Source organism: Streptomyces chattanoogensis (assembly GCF_001294335.1).
Classification (GTDB): domain Bacteria; phylum Actinomycetota; class Actinomycetes; order Streptomycetales; family Streptomycetaceae; genus Streptomyces; species Streptomyces chattanoogensis.
The window spans coordinates 1-12599 of sequence record NZ_LGKG01000178.1 but is presented as its reverse complement, the minus strand read 5'-3'; the positions used below and the strand labels follow the sequence as shown (position 1 = coordinate 12599).

The 12599-nt window shown below is 73.8% G+C and carries 11 protein-coding genes; 8 read left to right on the top strand and 3 right to left on the bottom strand.

Annotated features, from left to right (window positions below):
- Nucleotides 1-13 precede the first annotated feature (13 nt).
- Nucleotides 14-952 carry a DUF4184 family protein gene (locus tag ADL29_RS33990; protein WP_078971492.1) on the bottom strand — a complete coding sequence of 313 codons (939 nt, stop codon included), beginning with the start codon at nt 950-952 and terminating at the stop codon, nt 14-16.
- 153 nt (nt 953-1105) lie between these two features.
- On the opposite strand from ADL29_RS33990, the gene ADL29_RS33985 reads away from it, so the two are divergent.
- The 3 genes from ADL29_RS33985 to pgfA all read left to right on the top strand — a co-directional run bounded on the left by ADL29_RS33985 (nt 1106) and on the right by pgfA (nt 4218).
- A complete protein-coding gene (locus tag ADL29_RS33985; RefSeq protein WP_053927386.1) occupies nt 1106-2872 on the top strand; it encodes a lytic transglycosylase domain-containing protein in 1767 nt (588 codons plus the stop codon).
- Between the two features lie 166 nt (nt 2873-3038).
- The gene (locus ADL29_RS43120; protein WP_107095157.1) at nt 3039-3173 is read left to right on the top strand and encodes an SPW_0924 family protein; all 135 of its coding nucleotides are present in this window, start codon (nt 3039-3041) and stop codon (nt 3171-3173) included.
- A 58-nt stretch (nt 3174-3231) separates the two neighbouring features.
- On the top strand, nt 3232-4218 hold the full coding sequence (gene pgfA / locus ADL29_RS33980) for a cell envelope lipid trafficking protein PgfA (RefSeq protein ID WP_053927385.1): 987 nt from the start codon (nt 3232-3234) through the stop codon (nt 4216-4218).
- On the opposite strand, the gene hrpB is transcribed toward pgfA, so the two are convergent.
- Both hrpB and ADL29_RS33970 read right to left on the bottom strand, forming a co-directional pair.
- Complete coding sequence (gene hrpB, locus ADL29_RS33975; protein ID WP_053927398.1) at nt 4205-6751, bottom strand: ATP-dependent helicase HrpB; 2547 nt, start codon at nt 6749-6751, stop codon at nt 4205-4207. The two genes, pgfA and hrpB, sit on opposite strands and share 14 nt — an antisense overlap.
- Complete coding sequence (locus ADL29_RS33970) at nt 6748-7575, bottom strand: class I SAM-dependent methyltransferase (protein WP_053927384.1); 828 nt, start codon at nt 7573-7575, stop codon at nt 6748-6750. The genes hrpB and ADL29_RS33970 overlap by 4 nt, the downstream gene beginning before the upstream one ends.
- Nucleotides 7576-7941: 366 nt before the next feature.
- Here ADL29_RS33970 and rpsA point away from each other — a divergent pair, with 366 nt between their 5' ends.
- From rpsA to ADL29_RS33945, 5 genes are all read left to right on the top strand, one after another.
- Entirely contained in the window at nt 7942-9459 is a 1518-nt protein-coding gene (gene rpsA / locus ADL29_RS33965) for a 30S ribosomal protein S1 (protein WP_053927383.1), read from the top strand.
- A gap of 334 nt (nt 9460-9793) precedes the next feature.
- Nucleotides 9794-10753: a PAC2 family protein gene (locus ADL29_RS33960; protein WP_053927382.1), complete on the top strand. Its 960-nt coding sequence runs from the start codon at nt 9794-9796 to the stop codon at nt 10751-10753.
- Between the two features lie 182 nt (nt 10754-10935).
- Nucleotides 10936-11526, top strand: coding sequence for a dephospho-CoA kinase (gene coaE / locus ADL29_RS33955; protein ID WP_053927381.1), 591 nt, complete (start codon nt 10936-10938; stop codon nt 11524-11526).
- A 23-nt stretch (nt 11527-11549) separates the two neighbouring features.
- Nucleotides 11550-11993, top strand: coding sequence for a cupin domain-containing protein (locus ADL29_RS33950; RefSeq protein WP_245689745.1), 444 nt, complete (start codon nt 11550-11552; stop codon nt 11991-11993).
- Nucleotides 11994-12135: 142 nt separating this feature from the next.
- Nucleotides 12136-12519, top strand: a complete 384-nt coding sequence (locus ADL29_RS33945) for a tetratricopeptide repeat protein (RefSeq protein WP_053927380.1) — start codon at nt 12136-12138, stop codon at nt 12517-12519.
- The last annotated feature ends 80 nt before the right edge of the window (nt 12520-12599 follow it).

Here is a 12599-nt window from a genome sequence, read left to right as displayed (position 1 = left end):
CCGGCCCGATGGGTCAGGGCCGGGGCGCCGGCCCCGGTGCCCGCCCGGCCGTCGGTACGGGCGTGGGGGCGCCGGCCGTCCCCGGCGCCCCGCCGCCGTTCGCGGGGGTGCGGGCGCCGTCGTCCGCGCCGTACCCCCGGCGCATCCGGCGGTGCAGCAGGCGCACGGCCACGGCGTACACCGGCAGCCCGGCGGCGAGACCGGCGCCCGCGCCGAAGAGGGCGGACGGGATGTAGTCGAACCAGGTGGCGGTGTCGTCGTAGACGGCGTACGCGCGCAGGGTGCGGTCGGCGGCGCCGGCCAGGACGCACAGGGCGAGCGGGGCGGTCAGCAGCAGCCGCAGCCGGACGGTCAGGGCGGGTACGGCGGCCGGGGGACCGTCGGCGCGCCCGCCCCGCAGCGCCGTCCGGAGGAACCAGGCGAGGGCCGCGAGCGCGAGCGCCGACGTGCCGTACTGCACGTACGTGGCGACCGGAAAACCCCCGACCCACTGGTTCAGCCCGGGAACCAGCCGGGTGCCCCAGCGGCCCGGGTGGGTGAAGGCGTCCCAGACGACATGGGACGCGCAGCCGAGCACCGCCGAGAGATAGAACCAGCCGGTCAGCGACGCCAGTTGGCGGGGGCCGCGCAGTGGCCAGGGGCGGCCGCGGGCGAACGCGCAGGCCCGGCCCTGCCATTCGCGGGGGAGCAGCGCCAGCAGCGGTTCGCGCACCAGCAGCCAGCCGCCGGCCAGCACCGCGGTCAGCAGGACATCCACCGTCAGCACGCCCGGCAGACCATGCGTCACCTCGCCGAACTCCATCGCCCCCGGTACCACCGAGTCCGCGTAATACGTCAGATCCGGCGCGAACGACCCCGCGACAAGCGCCGAGGCGATCAGCGGTCCGCGCGCCGCGCCCGTCCGGCGGATCGCCGGGAGCACCGCGGCGGCATGGCTGAGCGTGAACGGCATGGACGCCTCCTTGAACGATTCGGATCATTATGTCGGTCGATGTGAGTGGTAGCTGATCGGCCCGACTTGTCGTAGTCTCGCCGGAGTTGAAGCGCCGGGGGGCGTGCGCCGGGTGGTGTGCGCGGTAGGCCAACGCGGAGGGGACGGGCACATATGGCAGCCGCATTCGGGCGACGGCTCCGCAGGGGAGCGGCGTCCACCGCCGTGGCGGCGCTGGCACTGGCCGCGCTGACCGCTTCCCGGGCGCCGTCCGGCGCGGCGGACGCGGCCGACGCCAAGCCGGCCGCGGGACCGCCGCCCGCCGGCACCCCCATCGACGGCGGCGCCGGGTACTACACCGATCTCCCGCCCCTCAACAGCCCCGTCCCGCACCGGAGTCCGCACCGTCCCCGCGGCGGCAGCGTCGCCACCGGCCCCGCCGAGGCAGGCATCCCCGCCACCGTCCTCGCCGCCTACAAGAAGGCCGCGGCGCGCCTCGACGCCGACGACCCGGACTGCCGGCTGCCCTGGCAACTGCTCGCCGGGATCGGCAAGGTCGAATCCGGCCAGGCACGCGGCGGCGCGGTCGACGCCACCGGCACCACCCTCGCCCCGATCCTCGGCCCACGGCTCGACGGCCGGGGTTTCGCCCGCATCACCGACACCGACGACGGCCTCCTGGACGGCGACCGCACCCTCGACCGCGCCGTGGGCCCGATGCAGTTCATCCCGTCCACCTGGTCCCACGGCGGCCCCCGGGGCACCGGCTGGGGCGCCGACGGCAACGCCGACGGCAGGAAGGACCCCGGCAACGTCTTCGACGCGGCGCTCGCCGCGGGCCGCTATCTCTGCGCCGGCGGCCACGATCTGTCCGTACGGGGCGACCTCGAACGCGCGGTCCTCGGCTACAACGACTCCACGGCGTATCTGCGCACGGTGCTGTCCTGGTACGCGTTCTACGGCAAGGGGACGCACGAGGTGCCGGACGGCAAGGGCGTGCTCCCGGTGCGGCGGGGCGCGACCGGGGACGGCCGGACCGGCGGCGGCAGCGCGCAGGACCGCACCGCGCACCCCGACGCCACACCCCGCAAGCCCCGGAAACCGGCCCGCCCCGGTGACCGGACCGGCACCCCCGGCGGCACCCACAGGCCCGCCCCGCACCCGGCTCCGCGCCCGGTCCCGGCCCCGCACCGTCCCGCCGACCCCGCCCCCCTCGCCGCGCTCGACCGGATCGGCGACCGGGAGCTGACCGCCACCGCGGGCGCCGTGTTCCCCGTACCGCCGGAGGTCCGCGCCATGGACGCGGCCGGAAAGCCGGTCGCCGGCGCCCCCGTCCGCTTCACCCTCCCCCGTGCCGGCGGCGCCCGCTTCCCCGGCGGCGCGACCGCCGTCACCGTCACCACCGGCAAGGACGGCCTGGCCACCGCCCCCACGCTGCGTGCGGGGGACAGGCCCGGCGCCTTCACGGTCCGGGCGGCCGCCGTCGGCCGCACCGTGCCCGCCGTCGGCTTCGCCGCCACGGTCAGGGCCGAGCCGGCGCCGAAGGCCGACCGCCTCGCCCGTACCCCGGGCAAGGAAGCGACGGCGGTTGCGGGCCAGGCCTTCGCGGACGACGCGGTCGAGGTCAGGGCGACCTACCGGGGCCGGGCCGCGGCGGGCGTGCCGGTCACCGCGACCATGGTCACCGACGACCCGGAGCGGCCCGCGGAGAACGACAAGGGCCCCTACTTCGAGGACCCGGAGGCCTCCCGGAAGGCATCCGGCCCGGACAAGGACAGGCCGATGCGCACCGCCGTCCTCACCACGGACGCCGACGGCCTGCTGAAACTCCCGAAGATCTGCACCGATGCGCACACCGGGACGTTCCTGCTGCGGCTGACGACCGCCGACGGCGCCTCCCTCACCGTCGAGCTGACGGTCACCGCACCCGAGGCCCCCTGACCGCCCGTCCCGTCGCCGTCCGGCCCGCCGTCCCGGGCCGGACGGCGACGCCCCCTGCCCGGGGGCGCTCCGGCCGTGTGCCACGTGTTCTCATCTCGGCCACCCGTTGCTACCGTGCCCCGAACTGACGCTGCATCAGCTCCAGTAGCCCGCCGGGAGGCCGACCATGCGCGCCCTGACCGCAGCCGCCGCCGGACTGGCCGCGGCGCTCGCCCTGGTCCTCACCGTCACGGCGGCCGGCGCGCCCGGCGGCACGACGTCCCCCAGGCCGCTGCTGACCACCGTCCCCGGGCACCCCTGAGCCGGGCACCCCCGGACAGGCACCGGAGACCGGCACCCCGAGGGAGGGACGCCCCGCCATGCGCCGCAGAGCCAGCCTGGTACTGCTCGCCTTCGCCGTCTTCTTCACCGCCCTGTCGCCCCTGATGCGGTGGTACGCCTTCCCCCGGCTGGCCAAGATCCCGCCGGGCCAGTACCAGGACATGGTCCTGGAGGCCAGACCCGCCACCCTGATCGACTACGGCACGATGAAGGCCAGGAAGGTCCCCAAGGTCACCATCGTGCAGACCCTCAAGGGCGATGTCGCCGCCTCCGACCGGATCGAGCGGACCGCCGGCCGCGACGTCGTCGTCTGGGACACGCTCTCCTACGTGGCCGGACCCGACGGCAAGATGGTCTCCCAGGTCCCCGAGCGCTACATCTTCGACGCCCACTCCCAGGAACCCGTGCACGCCACCGGGGAGTCCGTCGACGGCGACCGGGTGCGCCGCGAGGGCATCGAGTACAAGTGGCCGTTCCTCACCGAGAAGCGCGACTACACCTACTTCGACGCCCAGACCCGTTCCTCCGCCCCCATCCACTACCGGGGCACCCGCACCTTCCACGGCCTGGAGGTCTACTACTTCGAGCAGACCATCCCCTGGACCAGGGTCCCGCTCCCCAAGAAGATGCCGGTCAAGGGCATCACCCCCCGGGCCGTCGAGAAGACGGGCACCACCCGCTGGTACTCCACCCGGCGGATGTTCTGGGTGGAGCCGGTCACCGGAGCGCCCGTCAACGGCGAGGAGATCCACAAGGAGGAGCTGCGCGGCGGCGATCTGCTGCCCGGCGGCGGCAAGGTCACCGCCTTCGCCGGGCATGTGAAGATGCGCGACGACTACGTCCGCTCCACCGTCGCCCTGGTCACGTCCCAGCGCACCCTCGTCCTGCTGCTGACCAGCTATCTGCCCTGGGGCTTCCTGGCCCTCGGCGCGGCCCTGCTCGTGCTGAGCCTGCACCTCGAGGCACGCGGCCGCCGCCCCGCGGCCCCCGGCCCGGACCCGGAGCCCGCCCTCAGCCCCGCCTGAGCCGCGCCGACGTGTGCCGCGTCGGCTCGGCCGCCGAAGGATCCTCGGGCCAGGGATGCCTGGGATAGCGGCCGCGCAGCTCCGCCCGCACGGAGCGGTATCCGTCCCGCCAGAAGGAGGCGAGATCCGCCGTGACCGCGGCCGGACGCCCGGCGGGCGACAGCAGATGGACGAGTACGGGCACCCGCCCGCCGGCCACCCGGGGCGAGGCCTGCCAGCCGAACAGCTCCTGCAGCTTGACGGCGAGCACCGGCTGTTCACCGCCGTAATCGAGCCGTATCCGCGAACCGCTGGGCACCTCGATACGTTCCGGTGCCAGCTCGTCGAACCGCGCCGCATCGCCGGACGCCCACGGCAGCAGCCGGGCCAGCGCCTGCCCCGCGTCGACACGCTCCAGATCGGCCCGCCGCCGCGCCCGGTCCAGCTCCACCCCCAGCCACTCCTCGGCGTGCTCCAGCAGCGCCGCGTCCGACACATCCGGCCACGGCGCGCCCACCGCACGGTGCAGAAACGCCATCCGCTGCCGCACCGACTCCCCACCCGCCGACCACCGCAGCAGCCCCGGCCCCTCCTGGCGCAGCCCCGACACCACCGCCTCCCGCAGCAGCCCGGCATCGGGCGCCGCCAGCGGCCGGGCGGTCAGCTCGATCGCCCCCAGCCGGGTCACGCTCCGGGCCACCACATCCCCCTCCGACCAGCACACCTCCTCGCCCGAGGAGAACAGCGCCCGCGCCGCGGCACACGCCGTCGCCTCGTCGATCACGGCCGCCAGCCGCACCCGGGCGGACGCCGAGGCCACCGGACGGTCCGCCACCGCGACGGCGAGCCAGGACGCATCCCGCAGCGCCGACCCTTCCGCGCCCAGCGCGGCCCCGGTCCCCGACGCCATCAGAAACCCGCCCGCCCCTCTGGCCCGCGCCACCCGCTCCGGGAACGCCAGCGCGGCGACCAGCCCCGCCACCGCATCGTCCCCCGTGCCGCCCGAGCCCTCGTCCCCCGACGCCCCCTTGGCCGCCGCCTCGAGCCGCCGCGCCTCCTGCCGCCACCTGGCCGCGTACGCATCGCCGCCCCGGCGCGCCGTACGCCACGCCGCCGCCAGATCGTCCCCGTACGCCCGCGGCGGCTCCTCGCTCAGCAGCGCCACCACCTCCGCGGCCCGCCGGACACCGACCTCCCGCGCGCCGTCCAGCAGCGCCCGGCCCAGCCGCGGATGCAGCCCCAGCCGCGCCATCCGTACGCCGCGGTCCGTCGCCCGGCCGTCCGCGTCCACCGCGCCGACCGCCGCCAGCACCTCCCGCGCCGCCGCCAGCGCACCGGCCGGCGGCGCGTCCAGCAGGGCCAGCCCGGCCGCCTGAGGATCGCCCCAGCACGCCGCCTGCAGGGCGAACGCCGTCAGATCGGCCACCTTGATCTCCGGATCCGGGAACCGCGGCAGCCGCCCGTCCTCCCCTTCCGACCAGCAGCGATAGACCGTCCCCGGGGCCTCGCGCCCGGCCCGCCCGGCCCGCTGCCGCGCCGCCGCCTGCGAGGCCCGTACGGTCGCCAGCGCGCTCAGCCCCCGCGCATGATCCGTCCGCGGCACCCGCGCCAGCCCGCTGTCGACCACCACCCGCACCCCGGGCACGGTCAGACTCGACTCCGCCACGGAGGTCGCCAGCACGACCCGCCGGACGCCTTCCCCGCTCCCCGCGAGCACCGCGTCCTGCACCTCCGCCGGCGCCCGCCCGTGCACCTGCAGCACCTCGACGGCCCCGTCGGCCATGCCGGCCAGCTGCCCCGCAACCCGCCCGATCTCCCCGACACCCGGCAGGAAACACAGCACATCGCCGGACTGCTCCCGCAGCGCCCGCCCCACCACGGCCGCCACATGCGCCAGCTGCGCCGGATCCACCCGCATCCCGTGCGGCGGCCGCACCGGCCGCTCCGGCGGCGCCCACACCACCTCCACCGGGTGCGACACCCCCGCCGCCTCGACCACCGGCGCCCGGGGGCTGCCCAGAAGACGCGCCCAGCCCTCCGCGTCCGTCGTCGCCGACGCCGCCACCAGCCGCAGCTCCGGCCGCAGCGTCTCCCGTACGTCCAGCAGGAAGGCCGCGCAGGTGTCGGCGTCCAGATGGCGCTCATGGCACTCGTCGAGCACCACCACATCCACCCCGGCCAGCTCCGGATCCCGCTGCAGCCGCTGCAGCAGGACCCCGGTGGTCACCACCTCGACGGCCGTACGGGGCCCCGCCCGGCGCTCCCCGCGCACCGTGAAACCCACCTGTTCGCCGACCCGTTCCCCCAGCAGCCAGGCCATCCGCCGCGCCGCCGCACGGGCCGCGATCCGCCGCGGCTCGGCGACCAGCACCCGCCGCGCCGGCGTGGTGTCCGATGGTCCTGTCAGCCCCGCGAGATCCAGCGGCACCAGCGTCGTCTTGCCGGTGCCCGGCGGCGCGCAGAGCACGGCCGTACCGGCCCCGTCGAGGGCCTCCCGCAGCGCGGGCAGAGCGCTCCGTACGGGCAGCCGGTCCAGCACGTCGCGCCGTATCACGCGGCCTCGCACACGAAGATCGCCGTCCCCGGAATCAGATTCCCGCGCAGCGGCGACCAGCCGCCCCACTCCTGAGCGTTCCATTCCGGCCATTCCGGCTCGACCAGATCCACCAGCCGGAACCCGCCGGCCACCACGTCCCGCACCCGGTCGCCCACCGTCCGGTGATGCTCCACATACACCGCCCGGCCCGCCTCGTCCTGCTCGACGTACGGCGTCCGGTCGAAGTACGAGGCCGCCACCGACAGCCCCTCGGGCCCCGGCTCGTCCGGGAAGGCCCACCGGATCGGATGCGTCACCGAGAACACGAACCGGCCGCCGGGCCGCAGCACCCTGCGCACCTCCCGCAGCACCCGCACCGGATCGGCGACGAACGGAATCGCGCCGTACGCGGAACAGGCCAGGTCGAAGGAGCCGTCACGGAACGGCAGCGCCCCGGCGTCCGCCTCCACCAGCTGCGGCTCCCCGGCCGCCCCGTCCGGCGCCCCGCCCGCGATCCGCAGCGCATGCTGCAGCTGCCGGTGCGACAGATCGAGCGCCACCGGGCGGGCACCCTGCGCCGCCAGCCAGCGCGAGCACTGCGCCGCGCCCGCCCCGATCTCCAGGACCCGCCTGCCCTTCAGCTCCGCCGCGGGCCCCAGCAGCCCGGCCTCCGCCTCGTCCAGCCCCTCGGGCCCCCATACGAAGCGGTCGTCCCCCAGGAACGTGCCGTGCTCGCTCTGGTACTCGTCAGCGTTGCGGTCCCACCAGCCCCGGCTGGCCCGGCTGCTTTCGGTGTCCGAGGCGTCACGCCGGGTCGCCTCGGGTTCGTACTCTTGGTTCATCGCGCCCGTCGTCGTAGTCTTCGCTCTGCTTGGAGCTGCAGGGACTGTGAGGCCGTTCGACCTCGCGGAACATCGCGCGTGCCGGAAATGGGGCGTTCCGCCCCCGGTGTGCGCGTTCGCGCATTGACCGTGTCCGGCTGCGCCCGTATGCTACAAGTTGCGCTGCGGGCCTGCGCGCCTCAGACGGAGCAGGTCGCGCTCGCATCTGTATGTACCCCTCGGTTATGAGGCGTTTCGGGTGCTCCGGTCAAGAACGGGGCTTCCGGAGGACGCGCCTCGACGCTGTCCGGCTTATGCAGAGGCGATACCGGCTCTCGGCGTAGCAGTACCTACGACTTCAATGTCCGTACCGGAGCCCTTTCCCACATGACGAGCAGCACCGAGACCACCGCCACCACCCCGCAGGTTGCGGTCAACGACATCGGTAACGAGGAAGCCTTCCTCGCCGCGATCGACGAGACGATCAAGTACTTCAACGACGGCGACATCGTCGACGGCGTCATCGTGAAGGTCGACCGGGACGAGGTCCTGCTCGACATCGGTTACAAGACCGAAGGCGTCATCCCGAGCCGCGAGCTCTCGATCAAGCACGACGTCGACCCCAATGAGGTCGTTGCCGTCGGCGACGAGATCGAGGCCCTTGTTCTCCAGAAGGAGGACAAGGAAGGCCGCCTGATCCTCTCGAAGAAGCGCGCCCAGTACGAGCGTGCCTGGGGCACCATCGAGAAGATCAAGGAAGAGGACGGCATCGTCACCGGTACCGTCATCGAGGTCGTCAAGGGTGGTCTCATCCTCGACATCGGCCTCCGCGGCTTCCTCCCGGCCTCCCTGGTCGAGATGCGCCGTGTCCGCGACCTTCAGCCCTACGTGGGCAAGGAGCTCGAGGCCAAGATCATCGAGCTGGACAAGAACCGCAACAACGTGGTCCTGTCCCGCCGCGCCTGGCTGGAGCAGACCCAGAGCGAGGTCCGCCAGACCTTCCTCACCACCCTCCAGAAGGGCCAGGTGCGCTCCGGCGTCGTCTCCTCCATCGTCAACTTCGGTGCCTTCGTGGACCTGGGCGGCGTCGACGGTCTCGTCCACGTCTCCGAGCTGTCCTGGAAGCACATCGACCACCCGTCCGAGGTCGTCGAGGTCGGCCAGGAGGTCACGGTCGAGGTCCTGGACGTCGACATGGACCGCGAGCGCGTGTCCCTGTCGCTCAAGGCGACCCAGGAAGACCCGTGGCAGCAGTTCGCCCGGACCCACCAGATCGGTCAGGTCGTCCCGGGTAAGGTCACCAAGCTCGTTCCCTTCGGTGCGTTCGTGCGCGTCGACGAGGGCATCGAGGGCCTGGTCCACATCTCCGAGCTGGCCGAGCGCCACGTCGAGATCCCGGAGCAGGTCGTCCAGGTCAACGACGAGATCTTCGTCAAGGTCATCGACATCGACCTCGAGCGTCGCCGGATCTCGCTGTCGCTGAAGCAGGCCAACGAGTCCTTCGGCGCCGACCCGTCGGCCGTCGAGTTCGACCCGACCCTGTACGGCATGGCCGCGTCCTACGACGACCAGGGCAACTACATCTACCCCGAGGGCTTCGACCCCGAGACCAACGACTGGCTCGAGGGCTACGAGACCCAGCGCGAGGCGTGGGAGAACCAGTACGCCGAGGCGCAGCAGCGCTTCGAGCAGCACCAGGCCCAGGTCATCAAGTCCCGCGAGGCCGACGAGCAGGCTGCGGCCGAGGGTGCGGCGGCTCCGGCTGCGGCCGGTGGCGGCCAGGCCGGTGGCGGCCAGGTCTCCGGTGGCTCGTACTCCTCGGAGTCGGCGGACAACTCCGGCGCCCTGGCGTCGGACGAGGCCCTGGCCGCGCTCCGCGAGAAGCTGGCCGGCGGCCAGAGCTGAACCGCTCCACCGCTAGGCACTAGCCGATAGGCGAAGGCCCGCTCCCTTCCGGGGAGCGGGCCTTCGTCGTGTCCGGGCGCGCCACACGGCCAAGAGCACTGCGCCGCGGGGGAGTTCGGGGCGCGCCGCACTCCGCCGGCAAGGGCTCCGGCGACGGCCCGGACGACCGCGCGATCTCCTCCGTGCGGGCGGGGGCATATGACGGGGCGTGGGGCGACGGGCGTCCGCGGTACGGCGGCGGTTTTGCGCCGTGCGCGGGCAGCGGCGCGCGATCCGGGAATGCGAGACCGGGTCCGGACGTTCTTGCCCATGGACATGAGGAGGAGCGGACACTGTGTTGGATCCCCAGGGGTTGTACGAATGGGAGCCGAGCGGCCTCGCAGCGGTCGAGGCGATCGCCGCCACGGACTCCGCCGGACTGGTGCTGCTGTACCACTTCGACGGCTATATCGACGCCGGCGAGACCGGTGACCAGATCGTGGAACGGCTGCTGGAAGGCCTGCCGCACCGCGTGGTCGCCCGCTTCGACCACGACCGGCTGATCGACTACCGCGCCCGGCGGCCGCTGATCACCTTCGAGCGCGACCACTGGACCGCCTTCGAGGCCCCCCGCATCGAGCTGCGGCTCGTCGAGGACGCCACCGGAGCACCCTTCCTGCTGCTGTCCGGCCCCGAGCCCGACGTCGAATGGGAACGCTTCGCGGCTGCGGTACGCCAGATCGTCGAGCGGCTCGGCGTACGGCTCTCGGTCAACTTCCACGGCATCCCGATGGGCGTGCCGCACACCCGCCCCGTGGGCATCACCCCGCACGGCAACCGCCTCGACCTGATGCCCGGCCACGGCGGTCTCTTCGACGAGGCGAAGGTTCCGGGCAGCGCGGAGTCGCTGATCGAATTCCGGCTGGCCCAGGCCGGACACGACGTGCTCGGAGTGGCGGCGCACGTACCGCACTACATCGCCCGCTCCGCGTATCCGGACGCCGCGCTCACGGCCCTGGAAGCCGTGACGGGAGCGACGGGCCTGGTGCTGCCCGGCGCCGCGCACTCGCTGCGCACCGAGGCGCTGCGCACCCAGGAGGAGATCGAGCGTCAGCTCTCACAGGGCGACGATGAGCTGGTCGCGCTGGTCAGCGGGCTGGAGCACCAGTACGACGCGGTCGCCGGAGCGGAGACCCGGGGCAACCTGGTCGCCGAGCCGGTGGAGCTGCCGTCGGCGGATGAGATCGGCCGGGAATTCGAGCGGTTCCTGGCGGAGCGGGAGGCCGACGGGGGCGGGGGAGGGGGAGGCGTCTGAGGGGCTTGCGGACCCCGGGGGACTCCTGTGGCCCCTTTGGGACTCCTGGGACCCTTTGGGACTCCTGTGGAGCCTTTGGGTTCGGCTGGGGCTGCCGGTCGCTTCAGGTGGCCGGCCCGTGCCCCGTCGCAGGCCGCTGCCCGGTGACCGGTCGCCTCCCCGTGACCGTATAGCGTGGGCGCATGGTGAAGGTGGGGCTGACCGGCGGCATCGGCGCGGGCAAGAGCGAGGTTTCGCGGTTGCTGGCGTCGTACGGCGCGGTGATCGTGGACGCGGACAAGATCGCACGTGAGGTCGTCGAGCCCGGGACGCCCGGACTCGCGGCGGTGGTCGAGGAGTTCGGGGAGGGCGTACTCGCTCCCGACGGCACCCTCGACCGGCCGAAGCTGGGCGGGATCGTCTTCGCCGACCCCGGGAAGCTGAAGGCGCTGAACGCGATCGTGCACCCGCTGGTTGGCGCGCGCTCGGCCGAACTCGAGGCGTCGGCGGGCCCGGACGCCGTCGTCGTCCACGATGTGCCGCTGCTGACGGAGAACGGCCTGGCGCCGCTCTACGACCTGGTCGTCGTCATCGACGCCACGCCCGGGACCCGGCTGGACCGGCTGGTACGGCTGCGCGGGATGGCGGAGGACGAGGCGAAGTCCCGGATGGCCGCCCAGGCGACGCGCGAACAGCGGCTGGCCGTCGCGGATTTCGTCATCGACAACGACGGCCCGCTCGAGGCGCTGGAACCGCAGGTCCGCGAGGTATGGGAGCGGCTGCTAGGCGCCTGAGGCCGGACGGTAGCCTCGCCGCCATGAGCGCTACCGATCCCTCCCTCCAGACGCCCGGCGCCGAGCCCGTCGCCGCGGCCCCGTCCGCTTCCTCCTCCGCCGGCTCCGCGGCCGCCCCCGCGTCCTTCGTCGTCAACGTCCCCGGCCTGGCGGACGCCGACCTGGAGCCGGAACCACTGGATCCCGGACAGATCGTCTCCGGCGAGCCGGCGGTGACGGGCAAGGTGCTGTGGGAGTCCCCGGACGGCAAGCAGATCCGCGGCATCTGGCAGATCACTCCCGGTGTGGTCACCGACACCGAGGCCAACGAACTCTTCGTCGTGGTGAGCGGACGCGCCACCATCGAGATCGAGGGCGGCCCGGTGCTCGAGGTGGGGCCGGGCGACGCCTGCGTCCTGCGCGAGGGCGACCGCACGCAGTGGACCGTGCACGAGACGTTGCGCAAGGCGTACCACATCAGCCTGTAACGGGCGGGCCCCGCATACGCAGGGCCCGGGGTGTGCCTGCCGGGCCGGGAATGCGGTGACTGACGCCGTTGTTCTGAGGCACGTACATGCCGTACGGGTGGCCGATGAGGGCCGCTCGTACGGCTACGGAGAGGAGACTCGCGTGCCCGAGCGCAGCCCCGAGACGCATGTCATCGACTTCCGCGCCGCGGAGCAGCTGTTGGCGGCCCGTGATCCACGTGGCGCGATCCGGCTGCTGGATCCGGTCATCACCGCCCATCCCGAGAACACCGCGGCCCGCCTGCTGCGCGCCCGCGCCTTCTTCCTCGCCGCTCAACTCAGGTCGGCGGAGCTGGAGTTCGGGATCGTCCTGGAACGCGAGCCCGCCAACGCCTACGCCCATTTCGCCCTGGCCCGCACTCTGGAACGCGCCGCCCGCCCCGACGAGGCCCTCCGCCACTTCCGCCTCGCGGCGGCCCTGGACCCCCGGCCGGAATTCGTCGAGGCGGCCCGGTTCGTGAGCGGGGGAGGCGGGGGGAGGGGCTGACATGACGGGCTGACGTGACGGGCGTCGGCCTCCGCGCACCCACCCCGGGGGGCCCCCGCCCCCCGCCCCCGCCCCTCCCC

Excerpts from the sequence above, each read along its gene's own strand:
- pgfA (WP_053927385.1), top strand. The coding sequence starts at position 3,232 with ATGCGCCGCAGAGCCAGCCTGGTACTGCTCGCCTTCGCCGTCTTCTTC.
- ADL29_RS33985 (WP_053927386.1), top strand. The coding sequence starts at position 1,106 with ATGGCAGCCGCATTCGGGCGACGGCTCCGCAGGGGAGCGGCGTCCACC.
- ADL29_RS43120 (WP_107095157.1), top strand. The coding sequence starts at position 3,039 with ATGCGCGCCCTGACCGCAGCCGCCGCCGGACTGGCCGCGGCGCTCGCC.
- ADL29_RS33950 (WP_245689745.1), top strand. The coding sequence starts at position 11,550 with ATGAGCGCTACCGATCCCTCCCTCCAGACGCCCGGCGCCGAGCCCGTC.
- ADL29_RS33990 (WP_078971492.1), bottom strand. The coding sequence starts at position 952 with ATGCCGTTCACGCTCAGCCATGCCGCCGCGGTGCTCCCGGCGATCCGC.
- rpsA (WP_053927383.1), top strand. The coding sequence starts at position 7,942 with ATGACGAGCAGCACCGAGACCACCGCCACCACCCCGCAGGTTGCGGTC.
- coaE (WP_053927381.1), top strand. The coding sequence starts at position 10,936 with ATGGTGAAGGTGGGGCTGACCGGCGGCATCGGCGCGGGCAAGAGCGAG.
- ADL29_RS33970 (WP_053927384.1), bottom strand. The coding sequence starts at position 7,575 with ATGAACCAAGAGTACGAACCCGAGGCGACCCGGCGTGACGCCTCGGAC.